General features: G+C 40.7%; 14 protein-coding genes and 2 pseudogenes. 5 read left to right on the top strand and 11 right to left on the bottom strand.

The features are described 5' to 3' along the window. The 10 genes and pseudogenes from H7N67_RS01025 to H7N67_RS00980 all read right to left on the bottom strand — a co-directional run. Positions 1–182: pseudogene (locus tag H7N67_RS01025) on the bottom strand (DUF262 domain-containing protein); the annotation flags it as partial. 183 nt (positions 183–365) lie between these two features. Continuing rightward, positions 366–866, bottom strand: a complete 501-nt coding sequence (locus H7N67_RS01020; protein WP_187938760.1) for an acetone carboxylase subunit gamma — start codon at positions 864–866, stop codon at positions 366–368. A gap of 16 nt (positions 867–882) precedes the next feature. Then, positions 883–3,180 carry a hydantoinase B/oxoprolinase family protein gene (locus H7N67_RS01015; protein WP_001285085.1) on the bottom strand — a complete coding sequence of 766 codons (2,298 nt, stop codon included), beginning with the start codon at positions 3,178–3,180 and terminating at the stop codon, positions 883–885. Between the two features lie 11 nt (positions 3,181–3,191). After that, positions 3,192–5,334 (bottom strand): annotated as a pseudogene (locus H7N67_RS01010) (hydantoinase/oxoprolinase family protein). Positions 5,335–5,567: 233 nt separating this feature from the next. Next, positions 5,568–6,578, bottom strand: coding sequence for a lipid A deacylase LpxR family protein (locus tag H7N67_RS01005; protein WP_187938759.1), 1,011 nt, complete (start codon positions 6,576–6,578; stop codon positions 5,568–5,570). Between the two features lie 126 nt (positions 6,579–6,704). Then, entirely contained in the window at positions 6,705–8,069 is a 1,365-nt protein-coding gene (locus tag H7N67_RS01000; RefSeq protein WP_187938758.1) for a TIGR00366 family protein, read from the bottom strand. A 19-nt stretch (positions 8,070–8,088) separates the two neighbouring features. After that, complete coding sequence (locus tag H7N67_RS00995; RefSeq protein WP_001206235.1) at positions 8,089–8,712, bottom strand: 3-oxoacid CoA-transferase subunit B; 624 nt, start codon at positions 8,710–8,712, stop codon at positions 8,089–8,091. Beyond that, positions 8,709–9,407, bottom strand: a complete 699-nt coding sequence (locus tag H7N67_RS00990; RefSeq protein ID WP_001045174.1) for a CoA transferase subunit A — start codon at positions 9,405–9,407, stop codon at positions 8,709–8,711. Before H7N67_RS00990 ends, H7N67_RS00995 begins: the two co-directional genes overlap by 4 nt. 10 nt (positions 9,408–9,417) lie before the next feature. Continuing rightward, positions 9,418–10,593, bottom strand: a complete 1,176-nt coding sequence (locus H7N67_RS00985; protein ID WP_079375601.1) for an acetyl-CoA C-acetyltransferase — start codon at positions 10,591–10,593, stop codon at positions 9,418–9,420. Positions 10,594–10,971: 378 nt separating this feature from the next. Next, positions 10,972–11,784 (bottom strand): 3'-5' exonuclease, encoded by an 813-nt coding sequence (locus H7N67_RS00980; protein WP_187938782.1) that lies wholly within the window; start codon positions 11,782–11,784, stop codon positions 10,972–10,974. A 142-nt stretch (positions 11,785–11,926) separates the two neighbouring features. On the opposite strand from H7N67_RS00980, the gene feoB reads away from it, so the two are divergent. Continuing rightward, on the top strand, positions 11,927–13,852 hold the full coding sequence (feoB, locus tag H7N67_RS00975) for a ferrous iron transport protein B (protein WP_187938781.1): 1,926 nt from the start codon (positions 11,927–11,929) through the stop codon (positions 13,850–13,852). A 252-nt stretch (positions 13,853–14,104) separates the two neighbouring features. Continuing rightward, complete coding sequence (locus tag H7N67_RS00970) at positions 14,105–16,408, top strand: TonB-dependent receptor family protein (RefSeq protein ID WP_187938757.1); 2,304 nt, start codon at positions 14,105–14,107, stop codon at positions 16,406–16,408. Positions 16,409–16,449: 41 nt separating this feature from the next. Here H7N67_RS00970 and fliP read toward each other — a convergent pair whose 3' ends face one another. Further along, the gene (gene fliP, locus H7N67_RS00965; RefSeq protein WP_001210287.1) at positions 16,450–17,196 is read right to left on the bottom strand and encodes a flagellar type III secretion system pore protein FliP; all 747 of its coding nucleotides are present in this window, start codon (positions 17,194–17,196) and stop codon (positions 16,450–16,452) included. A gap of 81 nt (positions 17,197–17,277) precedes the next feature. On the opposite strand from fliP, the gene glmU reads away from it, so the two are divergent. The 3 genes from glmU (at position 17,278) to H7N67_RS00950 (ending at position 19,683) form a co-directional block, all read left to right on the top strand. After that, on the top strand, positions 17,278–18,579 hold the full coding sequence (gene glmU / locus H7N67_RS00960; RefSeq protein WP_187938756.1) for a bifunctional UDP-N-acetylglucosamine diphosphorylase/glucosamine-1-phosphate N-acetyltransferase GlmU: 1,302 nt from the start codon (positions 17,278–17,280) through the stop codon (positions 18,577–18,579). 217 nt (positions 18,580–18,796) lie between these two features. Beyond that, on the top strand, positions 18,797–19,174 hold the full coding sequence (locus H7N67_RS00955) for a pantothenate kinase (RefSeq protein ID WP_187938780.1): 378 nt from the start codon (positions 18,797–18,799) through the stop codon (positions 19,172–19,174). A gap of 23 nt (positions 19,175–19,197) precedes the next feature. Beyond that, positions 19,198–19,683, top strand: a complete 486-nt coding sequence (locus tag H7N67_RS00950) for a hypothetical protein (RefSeq protein WP_187938755.1) — start codon at positions 19,198–19,200, stop codon at positions 19,681–19,683. Positions 19,684–19,712 lie beyond the last annotated feature (29 nt).

The raw sequence follows: 19,712 nt of genomic DNA, 5'->3' as shown, positions 1-19,712 counted from the left end.
AAGCATAGTGATAGAACCCATAAAATGCGTTTTCTTATTTTTAGAGATACTGACAATATCTTGCAGTAATTTTCCACAATTTTCTTCTTCCCAAGTGTGGTTTCGCTGGTGTATATAAGAACAGAAAATATCGTGTTTGTTAGGGCAAAAAAGTCGTTAGCAATACCTTGTGTTACTTTCATAGCTTTCCTTTTAGGTGGATTAAGATTATACCGAGTATTAAATCAAAAAAAAAGAAAAAAGCTTAAATTTTTTAATTTGTAGCTAAATTTGTTAGGATTGAAGAAAATTTGCTTGAGTTAAACTAACCCAAGCTTTTAGCGTCAAGAGGCATAAAGCCTCTTCATAAAAAGGATTGAGCGATTTTAGCGTCTTTCTGGGGGCTGTATGCCTAGCCAATCTTTATAAAACGCCTCTATATCAGGCTCAAAATCATGGATCACAGGATACCAAGGAGTTGGGGCTTCAACATCTAAAAGGATGCCGCAATCCGGGCAAATATACTCCCGATACACTTGCCAGTTGGTATCACTGGCTAAGAGTTTAGGATACACCTCTTCCATTTTTTCTGCTGTATCGCGCACATAGATGTTTGCATGCAATTTCCAATTCTCCTCTGGAGCGCAAAACGCATGACCGCATGAACACTTAATAACCCACTTCTTTTGAGCATCTTGCACCACAAACAAATGCGGCCCCAAGGGTAAGACGATTTTGTCATCAAAACCTACCTTATCTTGCAACACCTTCAAATACATTTGGAATCTTTCATGATCTTTAGGCATGCTCAGCATTTTTAAGACAGTGTTCCAATCCAAGTTCCCCTCTACCAAATTTTTAATTTGTTCTTGTGTGTATTTTGACATAACCATTCTCCTTTCTTTATTTCTCATCAACCAACAGAACTGTGCGCACATCAGGCAATTTGCTCAAATCCATCCTGTATTTAGATCCATAGGTGAATACGCCAAGCTCATCTTCTTTCACGCTCCAGCTCTTTGGCAAGTTCCAGAATGTTTTAAAATCGTTTAAAAACTTGGGCGAGAGATCAAAGCTAGTCGCATACATGTGCTTAACCTGTTTGGAAGCCTCTTTTTCAAGGATAGCGTTTCTTTCTTGCTCCATCCATTGTTTTACCGGTATGGATCTAGCCTTTCTGTTTTCAAGAATTTCTTTTCTTCTGGCCTTCGTTTTGGCTTCATCGCCGACCCACACGCCGTCTTTATTTTGACTCACCACCGCGCCATAAACCTTGTAAGCGTATTCTGGCAATAGCTGTTTGCTGTTGAGATCTTCTAAAATCGCGTTCAAATCCCTTTCAATCGGATCGCCAAATCCAGGACCGCCTTTGATGTAATTCAAATACAAATCATAATTGTCAAAGCAGTTCTCGGTGGTGATGCATTGCTTATCCCTTTTGACTTGAGACGCATGAGAAATGTGCTTTTCATAATCTCGATCCGTTGGGTTAAAATCGCCTCCCAAAGGCAAGCTGGCGTTATTTTTAATCCTGTTTTTCAAATCGGTGTTGTGCGCTTCAAACCTATAACCACTAGCCGCTGGATAGCCCCCCATCATACCCCAATCGCTATTCATATAGCCATTACCCATAAAGAACATGGTCCAATCATGTGCACCCCACACCATTCTTAAGGTTTCAAACCCGTTACCGCCTCGATATTTCCCATACCCACCGGTATTGGCTTTGACATTCCTGCCTAGATAAAGAAGAGGTTCTGCCATTTCCCAAATTTCAACATCGCCCATATCGCCCTCTGGATTCCAAATAGCTGCTGCGTGATTCAAGCCGTCTTTTATCGCACAAGCTCCAGTCCCACAAGAACTCGTCTCAAAGCTATTCACCGCATGGATTTCTCCATCCTGGTTGATACCACCGCCTTGCAACCAATTGGAAGTGTTAGCGTTTCCAGAATTAACCTCTTCTAAATACCCTCGGCTGTAATACGCTTGAGACAAGCCTCTCCACAAAGCGCTCCAGCCTGATACCAAGAAATGCCACGCATAAGCATGCCCGGTGCGCCTGTCATCTGGATTCATCCAAGTCCCTTTTTTGAGTCTGAATTGAGTCGCAAAATAAGCACCATCGTTGATGCGAGAAGTGGGGATTAAGGTTTGAGTCATCATCACCCAAATACCGCTAGTAAAAGACACTTGGTTGCAATTGAAAGAATGCCATCCCCACCTGGACGCGCCATCAAAATCCAATTTCCATGTAGCGTCTTTATTGATAGTGATTTCCACAGGAGAGTGCATGATTGTGTCTAGCTTAGCAAATTCAGAGCACACGCCAATATCCTTATGCGCATAAGGTACATCCACAAACGCTACCTTTCTATACTTGCCCGGTATGGTCATGGATTTGATCCTAGAGATAAGGCCTCTTCTCCCCTCTTCAATCACCTCGTCAATAAATCGCATGTAAGAATCAATGCCGTCTTCTTTAATGACTTCCATCACTAAATCCCTAATCATATGACACCCTGCAATCCTAGTCCTTTCATCTAGAATCCAATATTTAGGCGTGCGAACCGATCTTTGAGATTCATGCAACCAATCTTTAAAGCTTTCATCATTCGCTCCTGTCTTACGGCAAGTGATCATGTATCCATCCCCAAATCTTTGAACCTGTCCAGTGCTCATCGATCCTGGAGTAACCGAACCGGTATCAATCACATGCGTAACGCCGCCTACCCACCCAATCAATTTTTCATCGTGAAAAATAGGCACAAGAGTCATAATATCGCATGGGTGCACATTCCCAATCGCGCAGTCGTTATTGGTGAAAATATCCTTGTCATTGATGCCTGGGTTATCTTCCCAATTATTCTCTACCATGTATTTGATAGCCGATCCCATAGTGCCTACATGGATAATGATACCCGTAGAAGTCAGCACGCTATCGCCCACAGCGTTATAAAGCGTGAAGCACAATTCCCCCTCTTGCTCAACAATAGGGCTTGCCGCAATCCTTTTAGCTGTTTCTCTGGCATGCACGATACCGCCTCTTAATTTAGAGAACATCTTCTCATAACCGATCGGATCTCTTTCTTTAAACTCTAGTTTTTTGAGACCATTATAATGCCCTGTTTTTTCTGTCCTGGCTAGGATTTCATCTCTAGCTTGTTTTAAAGTTTTGCCGTTTTTCAATAAATTTGCCATTTTGAACTCCTTTATTTAATTTCTTTCAAGTGGAACAATCGGTGTTTGTCTAGTCTTGTCGCAAAGCCCTTGGGTATCACGAAAGTGGTCGCATCTGATTCTACGATCGCAGGCCCTACGACTTCATTTCCAGGCAGTAATTTTTCCATTTGCCACACATCTGCATCCACCCATTTTTTATGCCGATAGAATTTTCTAACGCCTATTTTGGCTTCTTTTGGGGGCGTAGCACCATGCTCTTTTTCAACCGGAATTACAGGTTTTTGCGTAGCCACAACACCACGCATGATCACGCCGGTCACGCTAAAGCCAAGCTCTGGAGAACACGCTGATTCAGAATAAACGCGAGCGTAGGTTTTTTCATATTCTTTGACAATCTCTTCCCAATCAGCCACGCTTGCAGCTTTTGACACAGGAGAAGTGATCTCTAAATCATTCAATTGCCCCATATACTGCATCCTGTATCCAGGTCTTAAGATCACATCTTTTTCAGAGAATCCATTGATCTTGAACTCTTCAATCACTTTAAGGGTCAATTCATCCCATGCGTCTTGAATGATCTTGCATGCTTCTATTTTGGACTTGTCTGAAGAATACTGCGGAATGGCAATATCCACGCTCTTATCGTATCTGTATTCAAAATCAGCGCAAGCGCAACCAAAAGCGCTAAATCCAGCCGCCCACGCAGGCACTACCACATCCTTAAACCCTAAACCTTCTGTATAGCCATAGGTATGCACAGGCCCCGCGCCACCATATGAAAAGCACACAAAATCAGACGGGCTATACCCTTTAGCGCTAATATTGGATCGCAAGTATTCTTTAAGCTCCAAATCAAGCAACTCAATCACACCCGCAGCCGCATCTTCTACGCTAATGCCTAGCGGATCAGCGATTTGTTCTTTAATGTGTTTTTTAGCCCTATCCACATCTAATTTGATCAAACCGCCTAAGAAATTATCTGGGTTCAAATAGCCTAAAACAATATGGCAATCGGTTACTGAAACCGTGTCTAACCCGCTGTCCTTCCAACAAGTGCCAACTCTATACCCCGCGCTGTCAGGCCCTAGTTTAACCGATTGGCTGTGCGGATCAATGCGCACAAAACTCCCCGCACCAGCACCAACGGAATCCATAGCCACAAGCGGTAGAGATAAAACAAGGCGTGCCATATCAGGGTCAGAAGCGATGTTAAAATTGCTCTTAACGATAAGCGCCATATCAAAGCTCGTGCCGCCAATATCGCTGCATGCAATATTGTCATAACCCAGCGTTTCGCCTAGCAATTTAGATCCAATCACGCCTCCAATAGGGCCACTCACAATAGTCCTAGCGAGTTCTTTAGCTTTCCAGCTAATGGTGCCTCCATGCGTTGCCATCACACGAAGATCAAATTTAGCACCATGCTCTTTGAATCGGTTGCTGACTTTAGAGAGGGTTTGTCTGCTTGGCTCAGCCGCATAAGCTTCTAAGATAGTGGTGTTCATTCTGTGGCTTTCTTTTCTTTGAGGGTAGTAATCCACAGAAGCAAATACAGGAATATTTTTACCCAATTTTTCAATTTCTTTTAACGCTATATCCCTAACGATCCGCTCGCTTTCAGCGTTTTTATGAGATTGCAACAAGCAAATCACAATGGCTTTCGCGCCCGCTTCTAAAAGCTCCTTAACAGCAACTTTAACCTCTTCTTGACGCACTGGGATAACCACTTGCCCCTTGACATCGGTTCTTTCTGTAACGCCTCTAATCCTTTTTAAAGGAATCAGCGGATCATCATACTTGTGCGTGTTGATATGCAACCTTATCTTCTAGCGCATACCCCAAGTAGGATTGCAACGCTCTGCCCATAGAATGCATTTGCTCAAAACCCTTATTGCAAATTAGGCCCACTTCCATTCCGCGCCTTTGGACGACCCGATTGAGCATCGCCGTGCCTGAATACACGCAAGTGACCAACTCTGGATAAACCTTACTGACATCTGATTTCCAATGCGATAAAGCGTCTTGCGAGCTATTATAAATAGCTAAACTCTCATCTTCTGGGTTGCTTTGGGCTTTACCAACTACGAAACTGCCATTTTCTTTCACAAAAAATGTGTCCGTCATGGTGCCACCGGCATCAATACCCATCACCTGAACTCTTGCGTCTTTCATTTTTTAGACTCCTTGTATTAAAGTGTTGCTCAAGGCAACCTATTAGAAGTATAAGGCTGATTTTTAAATGGAAATCATTTATTTCAAAGTTGTTTGTAATAAGGGAAAATTTGGTGTAATAAAGTGAAAAGTAGTAACAAATTCATTCAAAACGCTACCGATATTCATCTTAAATTGCCCAAAAATATCATATAAATATCATATAAGAAGAAAAATATTAAACTGATATTAAATCAAAAGGCGAAATTCAATTCTAAAGTGCCGATCTGATGGTGCTTAGGCTGGGATTGAAAGGTTTTACTAATATCAGTGATCGTAAAAGCCACCCTGAGGCTGCGCCACATCATCGCCGCTCCTATTTCACTGGCATAAACAAAGTATTCCAAATTAGCAATGCCCCTAGTTTCAGGGCTATTGCCTTGAATGAATATGTTAAGGGGTTGGAAGCGCCCAAAAGCCCCTACAAAAAAATAGATGGAAAATTTATCGCTATAAGGCATGCCTCCATCAAAAGCGGTATTGACCTTATTGACCCCATAATCAGTGTCCAAGTTATACCCAGCCCTAAAGAGCGAGCCGAGTTGGAAATAATCCCTCGCATTACCCAATTCCACATTAAACCCAGGCATTAACTCCATAGAAAAAAAACGAGTCTTTAAAAGGGGGACTTTTTTGAGCAATTGGTAGTGCAATTCAAAGATAAATTCGTTTTTGAGCTGTGTGTTCCAGCCATAAAATTGGGGGTCATGGCCCCATTTATGAATGAGATGCTGCGTTTGAGCGGCCAAAGAATCTTGCCCTGTCGTGCCTAAAGAAAGCGTGAATAACTCCATGAAAGTTTTATGGCGGTTATACACATTCAAATTCACCCTCAAATACCCCCCATAAGGGTGGTTGTCATGCAAATGCACCAGTTTTCTGTTTTCAAGTGAAGGGGTGTACATGTCTTGGGCGAGAGAAATGCCAAAACGAGTAACCCTAGGGCTTTTATTGAAAAACCCTAAATACGAAGTCCATTTCATCGCTTTATTTTTAGAAAAATCAAACTCTTTAGTAGAAAAGCCTATTTGGTTGCCTGCGGTATAATACTCATCAATGTAAGGGTTGATATAACCATCATTTTCAGTCATCAAATTGATAGAATAGCGTTTAGAGGGCGTTAATGGGGTTGAAGGGGTGGGAATAATCTCTTTTGCCCATGCAAACGTTCCTAATAATAAACATAAAATAAATTTGAAAAACAAAACACTTCCTTAGGTTATTATGGGGGTTATTGTAACGAAATAAGGCTTAATTACAAGAGCGTTTAAAGGGTAAAAAAAGAAAACTTTACCCATTGAAAAGAGCATGGTTTTAGGCATAAGAAAAACTCACACCAAAAAATAAAACACCCCGCACACCACTAAGCCTACAAAAATTAAAGTCAAAACGCAATAGCCCATAATATCCTTAGCGCCCAAACCCGCAATGGCTAACGCAGGCAAAGCCCAAAAAGGCTGTATCATATTCGTCCAAGCGTCTCCCCAAGCGATAGCCATAGAAACCACGCCCGGATCCACCCCTAAGCTTTGCCCAGCAGGGAGCATGATAGGAGCTTGAATCGCCCATTGCCCTCCGCCAGACGGAATAAAAATATTGACAATCCCCGCGCTCAAAAAAGTCATGAGCACGAAAGTTTTTTCATTAGCGATGTGCGTGAAGGCTAAAGAAAGCATTTGCGCTAAAGAATGCCCCCCCACGCTATGGCTTGCCATCATTCCCATAATCCCAGCGTAAAAAGGGAATTGGAGTAAAATCCCAGCCACGCTCCTAGCGGAATGATTGATCGCTTTCACATAAGCTAAAGGGGTTTTATGGAGCAAAATCCCTAAAAAAAGGAAAATCGTATTGACAATGTTTAAACTAATCCCTCCCCCTTTAAAAAAATAAACACCAAGATACCCAAAACCCAAAAAAACCAAAAGATAAGAAAGCAAAGCGCTGTTTTCTAAAAAATGCGCGATCGTTTTGTCTTGTTGGTGGTCAATGAGTTCAATCTCTTTGTATTCGTCTTTTAAAAGCTTTGAATCAATCTCAACGATTTCTTCTTTTTTAGGGTGGATCATTGCCATTAAAAAGGGTAACCCTATAAGAATGATCCCTATAATGATTAAATTATAAGAAGAAAAAATCGTCTGACTGATAGGAATAGCTTTTTCAATCACCCCAGCGCTTATTTTGGACAGACTTTCATTTTGGGTGGCAACGCTTAAAGGGATAGAGCCTGATAAACCCCCATGCCAGATGACAAAACCCGAATAAGCGCTAGCAATGAGCAACCTGTAATCCACCCCTTTAACATTTTTAGCGATCTCTTTTGCAAAAATCGCACTGATCACTAAGCCAAAACCCCAGTTGATCCAATTAGCGATTAACGATAAAGAAGTAACCAACCATAAAGCCGTGTAATACCCTTTAGGCAAAGACGCCAAGTATTTTAAAAGTTTTTGGACTAATTTAGCGCTAGCTAGAGCCTGACCTAGCACCAAAATAAGGGCCATTTGCATAGAAAAACCTAAAAGCGTCCAAGCACCATTCCCCCAACTAGAAATGACAGACGAAGCGTCCTGCCCTGTCAAACAATAAACAAGAGCAAACACGACAAACGATAAAAGAGCGACCAAGACAAAGGAGTCCGGCAAACATTTAGACGCCAAAAACACGCACGCTGAAGTCAAATGCCTTAATAAAAACATAAACACCCCCTTTTATAAGCTATAGATGCACTTCAAATTCAGCTTCTGTTTTTTCTTTCACTTGATCAAGGCTGACCCCCTCTTGCAATTCCACTAATTTCATGGCGTTATTGGAAAACTCAAACACTGCTAAATCCGTTATCAATTGATGCACCACGCCTTTTCCCGTTAAGGGCAATGAGCATTCTTTTTTCACTTTAGACTCCCCGTATTTGTTACAATGCTCCATGATGACAATCACTTTTTTAGCGCCATGCACCAAATCCATAGCCCCTCCCATGCCTTTTATGAGCTTTTTAGGGATCATCCAATTAGCCAAATCCCCATTTTGTGAGACTTCCATCCCCCCTAAAATCGCTAGATCAATATGCCCCCCACGAATCATCGCAAACGAATCCGCGCTGTTGAAAAACGAAGCGCCCGGCACCACGGTTATGGTTTCCTTTCCTGCGTTGATAAGATCCGCATCAACGCCCCCTTCTAAAGGGTAAGCGCCAATCCCTAATAGCCCGTTCTCGCTTTGGAAAACGATATTCATCCCGCTCACTTCATTAGCCACAAGCGTGGGCAAGCCTATCCCTAAATTCACATACATGCCCTCTTTCAATTCCTTTGCCGCTCGTTTAATGATAGCCTCTCTCATTTCGCGCTCCTTGTCGTGATTTTTTCTATCCGTTTTTCAAATTTCTCGCCCTTATAGATGTGTTGCACATAGATTCCTGGCAAGTGTATTTCATCTGGGTCTAATTCCCCAGCTGGGACAATTTCTTCCACTTCAGCGACGCATATTTTTGCCGCCATCGCGCACAAGGGGTTGAAATTTCTAGCCGTTTTTCTAAACACCAAATTCCCAAGAGTATCGCTTTTATAGGCTTTGATAAGCCCATAATCGCCTGTGATCGCTCTTTCTAAAATATACTCCTTGCCGTTAAACTCCCTTGATTCCTTGCCTTGAGCGATCAAAGTCCCAACACCGGTTGGGGTGTAGTAAGCGGGTATCCCAGCCCCTCCAGCACGCAAGTTTTCAGCCAGAGTGCCTTGCGGTGTCAAAACGACTTCAATTTCTCCATTCAGCATTTGCGATTCAAAAATCTTATTCTCCCCCACATAGGAAGCGATAATCTTTTTAATCTGCTTTTTTTCCAAAAGAATACCCAACCCAAAGTCATCAACGCCGCAATTATTGCTCACGACAATCAAATCCTTAATGCCTTTCTTATAAATGTAATCAATGGCGTATTCGGGTATCCCGCACAGCCCAAAACCGCCCACTAAAATAGTATCCCCATCTTTTAACCCGCTCAACGCTTTGTCTAAATCGGTTATAACCTTGTTCATCTCATTCTCCTTATTTTTGTTCCACTACCACTGATAGCCCTTGCCCGCCGCCCACACACAATGACGCGCAACCCACGCCATGACCACTACGCTTCATCTCGTGTAAGAGAGTAACCAATATCCTAGCGCCGCTCGCGCCAATAGGGTGGCCAATGGCTATTGCGCCTCCATTCACGTTCACGATATTGGGGTTTAATTCAAGCTCTTTTAACACGGCGATGCTTTGCGCGGCAAAAGCTTCATTGAGTTCAAAAAGATTGATGTTATTGAGATTCATTTTGACATTTTTAAGGTTGTTTTTAATCGCAATACTAGGGCATATACCCATTATATCCGGACTGCAACCACCCAAACCAAACCCCTTAATAGTTGCCATGGTTTTTAACCCCAATGCTTGTGCTTTTTTAGCACTACATAAAATGATAATACTCGCGCCATCATTGATCCCTGATGAATTCCCTGCCGTTACCGATCCGTCTTTTTTGAAAGCGGGTTTGAGCTTTGCAAGGGATTCTAGTGTCGTGTCTCTAGGGTATTCGTCTTCTTTAAAAACCACCACGCCTTTTTTGTTCGCTATTTCAATGGGCGTGATTTCTTCTTGGAATTTCCCTGCATTAATGGCGGCTCTTGCTTTGAGTTGCGATTGGAGCGCGAAACTATCTTGATCTTCTCGGCTTATGTGGTATGCTTGAGCGACATTATCAGCGGTGATTCCCATGTGGTAATCATTGAACGCGTCCCATAATCCGTCATGTATCATGGAGTCTATCATGTTCGCATTCCCCATTCTTTTCCCATCTCGCATATCAAACGACAAATAGGGTGCTTTGCTCATGTTCTCCACGCCACCGCACACCACCACTTCATCGCGCCCAAGCATGATGCTGTCATGCGCTAATTGGATAGCTTTCATAGACGATCCGCAAACCATATTGACGCTGAAAGCGTTTTTGTCATTAGGGATGCCAGCGTCTAGTTGGATCTGCCTGGCGATATTTTGACCCAAACCAGCACCTAAAACATTGCCCAAAATGACAGAATCCACATCGCTAGGCTCAAGAGTACTCGCGTTCAAAGCGTCTTTAAGCACGCAAACACCCATTTCTCTAGCACCCACGCTCTTTAAAGAGCCTAGAAAACTCCCCACTGCACTCCGCTTTGCCGCCACTATAACCACTTCATTCATGTCTTTGCCTTTAAGTTGATTTACTCATCATAGTATCACTTTTAAGTGATTGACACCCTAACAGGTTTGATTTTGTTTTAGGTTTTGTTTTGGATTGAGGGAGATCCGTTTATTTTTTTCACAAAAATATTATTTTAGCGTTCAATGATTATTGCATAAGTTTTGATATCCAACACAGATTAGTTTAAAACTATAATTATTAGCTTTTAAGCTATAGCCTGTCTTAATGATAGACTATATATTTATTAAAAACTAAAAGTTTTATTAGTGCGCAAATTAGTATAAATACCTATATTTTCATCTTTATCTTCTACTAATAAATAATGATGGCTTTGCTGATACTTGGTTTTATACTGATTGGTGATTATCCAATAAGGTTTAAGCAAACTCCCTAATCTCTTTCTCTAAAGCGTTAATAAAAACGCTTGAATAGGATTTTTCTTTAGGGAATTTGGCTAAAAAATCATTCAATAGCCCAAGGTATTGCTCCTTATTTAAAGCCCCTTTTAGCACTTCGTATTTTAAAAAAAGCCAGTAAGTGTTAAGCACATCGCTTTGGCAATAGCTATCAATAATCTCTTTTTTCTCCTTTTGGCTTATCTTAGGGTTGTAATAAATCGCATGCACTAAATCCCCGCTCACATCAAATTTACCAGGAATATTCGTCATAGAACAAATGCCATTTAGATTCAACCCCCTAACGGATCCATAATGGCTCAAGCTATCCATTAAATCCAAATGAAACTGCTCGCTATAACGCACGCGGTAATTTTCCCATTTGTTTTCTTGGTTGTAAAAAGCGTCTAAAGTTAAATTGTATTTAAGGGCTTTGAGCGTGAGTAGGGGCATATCAAAACCTCTGCCATTGAAGCTTATTAGGCGCGGTTGCTTTTCGTTAAAGTATCTAAAAAAGTCCTCTAAAAGCTCTTTTTCGCTTGTAAAACCCTCTTTATTCTCGTGTTTTTGACCAAAATTCCCCACTTTGATAAACTGCCCGTAATCATCGCCAATGACTGCTGCAATAGAGATGATTTCATGCAAATAAAGAGGCAAAAACTCGCTCCCGCTTTTTTCTTTTTGCTTTTCAAAACTCCATTCACAGATTTTTAGCGCATCATTTTCTTCTAATTGAAAATGCTCTTTACACAAGCTCACGCTAGGAATGGTTTCTATATCAAACACGCACAACATCACACGCCTCTTTCGCATTTTAATATTCTTGTCTCGCTTTTATTATATAACAATTAGTCTTATAGCGCTATAGTGCTGACTTTTAATCTAAAAACGATATAACTAAAAATTAAAAGGCTTTAATGTGGAGCATTCAAACCCAATGAAAGAAATCACTATCGCCCTTGTGGGCCAGCCTAATGTGGGGAAATCGTCCCTCATCAACGCTTTGAGTAACGCCCATTTGAAAGTGGGGAATTTTGCCGGGGTTACCGTGGATAAAATGGAAGTGGGCTTGATCCATAAAGAGCATCAAATCACTATCATTGATCTACCTGGCACTTACGCGCTCAATGACTTCACCACTGAAGAAAAGGTTACTAAAGATTTTTTAGAAAAAGGGCAATACGATCTCATTCTTAATGTGGTGGATTCCACCAATTTAGAGCGTAATTTAGCCTTAAGCGTGCAGCTATTAGACAATAAAAAAATGCTTCTTGTGCTTAATATGTGGGATGAGGCGCAAAAAGAAGGCGTTAAAATTGATACAGAAAAGCTTTCTAAAGAATTAGGGGTTGTGTGCGTGCCTACAAGCGCAAGATCCAAAGAAGATCGCTTGAATACCGAGCTTTTATTAGACGAAATTGTCAGACTTTATTCTCAAAACACTATAAACAATGAAAACATAAAAGTCCCGTCTCAAAGCTTTAAAGAGTCTTTAAAATACAGCCAGAGCGCTCAAAGAATCGCTAAATCAGTGATCAGTGAAAACCAACAAAACGCGAGCTTTGAACACACTTATAAGATTGATAAGATTTTAATGCATCCGCGTTATGGGATTTTCATTTTTTTAGGGTTTATGTTTATCATTTTTTCCTTGAGCTTTTTAATAGGGGGGGGAGTGCAAAAAGCGCTTGAAACAGGGTTTAAATTTTTGAGCGATGGCATCAAAGAAAATGTGGCTAATGAAGATTTAGCGTCTTTGGTGGGCGATGGCATTATTGGGGGAGTAGGAGCGACGGTTTCATTCTTGCCTTTAATTGTGGTGTTGTATTTTGGGATTTCTTTACTAGAGACGACAGGCTATATGAGTAGGGTAGCGTTTTTACTGGATGGGATCTTGCATAAATTTGGTTTGCATGGGAAGAGTTTTATCCCTTTAATCACCGGTTTTGGCTGCTCAGTTCCCGCTTACATGGCGACAAGAACCTTACAAAATTATAACGAACGATTGATCACGCTTTTTGTGATCGGCTTTATGAGTTGCTCGGCAAGGCTGCCTATTTATGTGCTGTTTGTAGGCTCGTTTTTCCCTTCTTCAAGCGCGGGGTTTGTGCTGTTTTGTATTTATATTTTGGGGGCGGTTGTGGCGTTAGTGATGGCCAAATTACTCAAATTAAGCGTGTTTAAAGGACAAACCGAATCTTTTATCATGGAAATGCCCAAATACCGCTTTCCCAGTTGGAGAATGGTCTATTTCAGTATCTACACCAAATCGCTTTCCTACCTAAAAAAAGCCGGGACTTACATTTTAGTGGGAGCGATTTTAATCTGGTTTATGTCTCAATACCCTAAAAGCGATGCGGCCATGAAAACTTATAAACAAGAAAGCTTGTTAGTGGATAAAAACACCGCTCTTTCAAGCGAAGCTAAAGAAGAAAAATTAAAAGAATTAAAAGCAGAATTGGATAAAAAGAATTTAAAAAATAGCATTGTAGGAAAAGGTGGGGCGTATTTAGAAAAAGTCTTTAGCCCTATGGATTTTGATTGGCGTTTGAGTGTGTCGCTTGTAACCGGATTTATGGCTAAAGAGGTGGTGGTTTCTACTTTGGGCGTGTTGTTTTCTTTAGGGGATCAAAATGAAAAATCTGACGCTTTTAGAGGGATCTTAAGAAAAGAAGTCAGCGTGCCAAGCGGGATCGCTTTTATCGTGTTTGTGATGTTTTATATCCCTTGTTTTGCAGCGACCATTACTTTTGGTAGGGAAGCTGGAGGGATAAAGTTTGTAGCGTATTTATTCATCTTCACAACCGTTGTAGCGTATGCGTTTTCCTTGATAGCTTTTTATGCGACTCAAATTTTGGTTTAAAGGCTAACCATAAAGGGTTTAAAAACCCTTTATTTGTTTAAAATTCCCCCCATTAGAAATATTAAAAAATTTTTATTTTTCTTTATATCCCAATCCTTTCTATCAACATTCGCATTAATCGGCATTTTTGATAAAAAAAGTCATTAATATTATCTAAATAATAATTTTTTAAAAATTTAAGCTAAAACTAATAATGGTTATTATAAATTTCACATTGTTGTAAAAAAGAACATTTTTCATAAAAGGTGGTAAATGAAAAGAATTTTAGCCTCTTTGGTTGTTTTGAGTCATAGCGCGCATGCTGTCAAAACTCATAATTTGGAAAGGGTAGAAGCTTCAGGGGTGGCTAATGATAAAGAAGCGCCTTTAAGCTGGAGGAGCAAGGAAGTTAGAAACTATATGGGTTCTCGCACGGTGATTTCTAACAAACAACTCACTAAAAGTGCGAATCAAAGCATTGAAGAAGCTTTGCAAAATGTGCCGGGCGTACATATTAGAAACTCTACAGGTATTGGAGCTGTGCCTAGCATTTCCATTAGGGGGTTTGGTGCGGGAGGCCCAGGACACTCTAATACGGGAATGATTCTAGTCAATGGGATCCCTATTTATGTCGCACCCTATGTTGAAATTGGCACGGTTATTTTTCCTGTAACCTTTCAATCTGTGGATAGAATCAGTGTAACTAAAGGTGGGGAGAGCGTGCGTTATGGCCCTAACGCTTTTGGCGGTGTGATCAACATTATCACCAAAGGCATTCCTACCAATTGGGAAAGTCAAGTGAGCGAGAGGACCACTTTTTGGGGCAAATCTGAAAATGGGGGGTTTTTCAATCAAAATTCTAAAAACATTGATAAAAGCTTAGTTAATAACATGCTTTTTAACACCTATTTAAGAACGGGGGGTATGATGAATAAGCATTTTGGAATCCAAGCTCAAGTCAATTGGCTCAAAGGGCAAGGGTTTAGATACAACAGCCCTACCAACATTCAAAACTACTTGCTAGATTCGTTGTATCAAATCAATGATAGCAACAAGATCACCGCTTTTTTTCAATATTACAGCTATTTTTTAACAGACCCTGGGTCTTTAGGTATAGCCGCTTATAATCAAAATCGTTTTCAAAACAACCGCCCTAATAACGATAAAAGCGGGAGAGCGAAGCGATGGGGAGCTGTGTATCAAAACTTTTTTGGGGACACGGATAGAGTCGGTGGGGATTTCACTTTCAGTTACTATGGGCATGACATGTCAAGGGATTTTAAATTTGATTCTAACTATTTAAATGTCAATACCAATCCTAAATTAGGCCCTGTTTATACCAATCAAAATTATCCAGGATTTTTTATTTTTGATCATTTAAGGCGTTATGTGATGAACGCTTTTGAGCCTAATTTGAACTTAGTCGTCAATACCAATAAAGTTAAGCAAACTTTTAATGTGGGCATGCGCTTTATGACGATGGACATGTTCATTAGATCCGATCAAAGCACATGCGAAAAATCGGATATTATCAATGGGGTGTGCCATATGCCCCCATATGTTCTTTCTAAAAAGCCTAGTAACAATCAAGAAATGTTTAACAACTATACAGCGGTATGGTTGAGCGATAAAATAGAACTTTTTGATTCTAAATTGGTGATAACTCCAGGGCTTAGATACACCTTTTTAAACTACGATAACAAAGAGCCAGAAAAGAACGATTTTTCCGTATGGACCAGTAAAAAACAGCGTCAAAACGAATGGAGTCCCGCCCTTAACATCGGCTATAAACCTATGGAAAATTGGATATGGTATGCGAACTACCGCCGCAGTTTTATCCCCCCACAACACACAATGGTAGGCATTACTAGGACTAATTACAACCAAATTTTTAATGAAATTGAAGTGGGGCAACGCTATAGTTATAAAAATCTATTGAGCTTTAACACCAATTATTTTGTGATTTTTGCCAAGCGTTACTATGCGGGAGGCTATAGCCCACAGCCTGTGGATGCCAGAAGTCAAGGGGTGGAATTAGAATTGTATTACGCGCCGATTAGGGGTTTGCAATTCCATGTGGCTTACACTTATATTGATGCACGCATCACTTCTAACGCTGATGATATTGCTTATTATTTTACAGGCATTGTCAATAAACCCTTTGACATTAAAGGGAAGCGTTTGCCTTATGTGAGTCCTAACCAATTCATATTTGACATGATGTATACTTACAAGCACACGACTTTTGGTATCAGTAGCTATTTTTATAGTCGCGCTTATAGTTCCATGCTCAATCAAGCCAAAGATCAAACCGTGTGTCTGCCCTTAAACCCAGAATACACAGGGGGGCTAGAGTATGGTTGTAATTCAGTGGGGTTATTGCCCTTGTATTTTGTGTTGAATGTTCAAGTAAGCTCGGTTTTATGGCAAAGCGGTAGGCATAAAATCACAGGGAGTTTGCAAATCAATAACCTTTTCAACATGAAGTATTATTTTAGGGGAATTGGCACAAGCCCTACAGGGAGAGAGCCAGCACCAGGGAGATCCATTACAGCGTATTTGAATTATGAGTTTTAAATTAATTTCAAGCTATCCTTTTATAGCTTGAATGTTTGATATTAAACCATTTTAAAACTCGCTACTAAATTTTCGGTCAATAGATTAAACCCATCTACCAGAATAAACACTAAAATTTTAAAAGGCAGAGAAATCATTACAGGCGGGAGCATCATCATGCCCATCGCCATTAAAATAGAGCTGATCACCATATCAATCACCAAAAAAGGCAAGTAGAGTAAAAAGCCGATTTGAAACGCTGTTTTCAACTCGCTTATCATAAATGCCGGGATTAAAACGCTCAAACTCACCTCATCAGGGGTTTTAGGGTTAGGGAGGTTTCTAATCCTAAAAAAAAGGGCTAGATCCTTTTCTCGTGTGTTTTTAAGCATGAATTCCTTGAAAGGCAGAGCGCTTTTTTCAAACGCTTCGGTGTAAGAAATTTTTTTATCCATATAAGGCTTAATCCCTGTATCATAAGCCTTTTTTAGGCTAGGTTCCATGATAAAAAAAGTCAATATCAAAGAGAGCGAAACTAAAATTTGAGTGGGTGGGGTTTGTTGCGTGCCTAAAGCGGTCCTTAAAAAAGAAAACACCACGATCAAACGGGTGAAACTCGTCATCACTAAAATCAATGACGGGGCTAAAACTAAAAGCGTGAGTAGGGCGATGACATTAAGGGTGGTTACAAGCTGTTTAGGATCATTAGGAGCGTTTAAAGAGAGATTGACGCTGGGTAGCGCGCTATCAGCGCTCATTAAAGGGCATATTAAAGGGCAAATGAGGATTAAAAAAATGAAAAAACGCAAAATTCTAGCCTTAAATCTTTGATGAAACAAAGCCAAATTATAAGATAAGGCATGTTAAAATTCCCTAAAAAAAGGATTTTAATGCTTTCTGTCATCATACTGGCCGCTGGTAAAGGCACTCGCATGCATTCTAGCCTGCCTAAAACTTTACACACGATTTGCGGGGAGCCTATGTTGTTTTACATTTTAGAAACGGCTTTTTCAATCAGCGATGATGTGCATCTTGTCTTGCACCACCAACAAGAACGCATTAAAGAAGCGGTGTTGAAGCGTTTTAAGGGCGTGATTTTTCACACTCAAATCGTGGAAAAATATTCAGGGACAGGTGGGGCCATCATGCAAGAAGATAAAACGCCTATCCCCACTCAACATGAGCGGGTTTTGATTTTGAATGCGGACATGCCCTTAATCACTAAAGACGCTCTCGCCCCTTTATTAGAAAGCCATAATAACGCTATAGGCTTACTCCATTTGGCTGACCCTAAAGGTTATGGGCGCGTTGTTTTAGAAAACCATCAGGTTAAAAAGATTGTAGAAGAAAAGGACGCTAATATCAAAGAAAAAGAAATTAAAAGCGTGAATGCTGGCGTGTATGGGTTTGAAAGGGAGTTTTTAGAAAAATACTTACCCAAGCTCCATGACCAAAACGCCCAAAAAGAATATTATCTCACGGATTTAATCGCTCTAGGAATCAACGAAAACGAAACAATTGACGCTATTTTTTTAGAAGAAGAGTGCTTTTTAGGGGTGAATAGCCAAACAGAAAGGGCGAAAGCTGAAGAAATCATGCTAGAAAGACTGCGAAAAAACGCCATGGGCTTGGGGGTAGTGATGCAATTGCCTAATAGTATTTATTTAGAAAAAGGCGTGAGTTTTAAGGGGGAGTGCGTTTTAGAGCAAGGGGTGCGTTTGAGTGGGAATTGTTTGATAGAAAATGCACGCATTAAGGCTTATAGCGTGATAGAAGAGAGCCAGATCATTAATAGTAGTGTGGGGCCGTTTGCCCATGCGCGTCCTAAAAGCGTGATTTGTAATAGCCATGTGGGGAATTTTGTAGAAACTAAAAACGCTAAACTTCAAGGCGCTAAAGCAGGGCATTTGAGCTATTTAGGGGATTGTGAGATAGGGAAAAACACCAATGTAGGGGCTGGCGTGATCACTTGCAATTACGATGGTAAAAAGAAACACCAAACGATCATCGGTGAAAATGTCTTTATAGGGAGCGATAGCCAACTAGTTGCCCCCATAAATATCGGCTCTAATGTCTTAATCGGCAGCGGCACCACCATCACTAAAGACATTCCTAGCGGTTCGTTGAGCCTTTCACGCGCCCCTCAAACCAACATTGAAAACGGGTATTTTAAGTTTTTTAAGAAATCTTAAAGAGTTTGAAAAATCGCTTTTACAGAAAAAATTGCAATGTTTTAAAAAGTTCTCTTTTTATTCTCAATTATTTACCTTAATCCTGTAATTTGTGTAGAAACAAAACACTTATTGAGCTTTTTGTGATATTTTTATGATCTATAACAATGATTCTAATAGGATTGTGGTATAAATATTCTTATCAAGGTGCGCCAAACATGCCTTGAATCTCAATTTTATGAAAGGATTTGTTATGAATGGATTAAGAACATTTAGTTGTGTAGTGGTTTCATGCGGTGCAATGGCTAATGTGGCTGTAGCTGGTCCTAGAATAGAAGCAAGGGGTGAATTAGGCAGATTTTTAGGAGGAGCTGTTGGGGGTGCAGTGGGTGGTGCAATGGGAGTAGCTGTCGGAGGTGCAGTGGGTGGAGTCGTTGGTGGTCCTGCTGGTAGCACTTGGGGTGGTCGCATTGGTGGAGCTTTTGGTGGTGGAGTAGGGAGAGAATTTGGTCGTGAAATAGGCGATAGGGTAGAAGATTATATCCGTGGCGTTGATAGAGAGCCGCAAGCTCCAAGAGAACCCACCTATGATCGTCATTTCGTGTATGATAGGTAGCTTTGGGCAAGAAAGGAGAGAGCATGAATGTCAAAAATCGTTTGAGCGATTGGGAATATCAATGGGCAGTGGCTCTAGTCTATACGATATGTATCTCCATAAACGCTAGGATTTTTTATGACATAGATGGTTCAGCTAGCGATTCGATTTTTGACCCTAAAAATAGCTATTATATGTGGCTAGTGGGTCTAATAGCGGCTTTGTTGTCTAACCTTTTATTTGACCCACGAGGTAGGGATTGTTATAAATCTTTCCCAGTAAGATACCCTAGGTTTCTCAAAGCCATTTTTAAGGCTAGGTTTTTTGGCGCGTTTTATAATGTTGTGTGGGGAGCAAGACTAAGGGATTTTTATATGATGCTCTTAACGATGCCCTTTATTGCCGCTATCCATGAGGTTTCGGCGTATTGCGGGCATCCTAGCAACTTCCTTGTAGAGGGTTTGGTCATTCTTGGCCTTGTGTGTGTTTTTGGGATTTGTTCTAGGCTTTGCGCTAAATTAGGGTGGTGATTTAACCCAAATGTCATTAAATGGAGGGG

The organism is Helicobacter pylori (assembly GCF_014498195.1).
In the GTDB taxonomy this organism is placed as follows: domain Bacteria; phylum Campylobacterota; class Campylobacteria; order Campylobacterales; family Helicobacteraceae; genus Helicobacter; species Helicobacter pylori_DO.
Note: the sequence above shows the minus strand (reverse complement) of the source record. Positions and strands in the feature narration are given on the sequence as shown.

What these genes read in the sequence shown, in the direction of transcription:
- H7N67_RS00970 (WP_187938757.1), top strand. Translation starts at nt 14,105, where the DNA reads ATGAAAAGAATTTTAGCCTCTTTGGTTGTTTTGAGTCATAGCGCGCAT.
- H7N67_RS00995 (WP_001206235.1), bottom strand. Translation starts at nt 8,712, where the DNA reads ATGAGAGAGGCTATCATTAAACGAGCGGCAAAGGAATTGAAAGAGGGC.
- H7N67_RS00985 (WP_079375601.1), bottom strand. Translation starts at nt 10,593, where the DNA reads ATGAATGAAGTGGTTATAGTGGCGGCAAAGCGGAGTGCAGTGGGGAGT.
- H7N67_RS01000 (WP_187938758.1), bottom strand. Translation starts at nt 8,069, where the DNA reads ATGTTTTTATTAAGGCATTTGACTTCAGCGTGCGTGTTTTTGGCGTCT.
- H7N67_RS00950 (WP_187938755.1), top strand. Translation starts at nt 19,198, where the DNA reads ATGAATGTCAAAAATCGTTTGAGCGATTGGGAATATCAATGGGCAGTG.
- H7N67_RS00955 (WP_187938780.1), top strand. Translation starts at nt 18,797, where the DNA reads ATGAAAGGATTTGTTATGAATGGATTAAGAACATTTAGTTGTGTAGTG.
- H7N67_RS01015 (WP_001285085.1), bottom strand. Translation starts at nt 3,180, where the DNA reads ATGGCAAATTTATTGAAAAACGGCAAAACTTTAAAACAAGCTAGAGAT.
- glmU (WP_187938756.1), top strand. Translation starts at nt 17,278, where the DNA reads ATGCTTTCTGTCATCATACTGGCCGCTGGTAAAGGCACTCGCATGCAT.
- H7N67_RS00980 (WP_187938782.1), bottom strand. Translation starts at nt 11,784, where the DNA reads ATGTTGTGCGTGTTTGATATAGAAACCATTCCTAGCGTGAGCTTGTGT.
- feoB (WP_187938781.1), top strand. Translation starts at nt 11,927, where the DNA reads ATGAAAGAAATCACTATCGCCCTTGTGGGCCAGCCTAATGTGGGGAAA.
- H7N67_RS00990 (WP_001045174.1), bottom strand. Translation starts at nt 9,407, where the DNA reads ATGAACAAGGTTATAACCGATTTAGACAAAGCGTTGAGCGGGTTAAAA.
- H7N67_RS01020 (WP_187938760.1), bottom strand. Translation starts at nt 866, where the DNA reads ATGTCAAAATACACACAAGAACAAATTAAAAATTTGGTAGAGGGGAAC.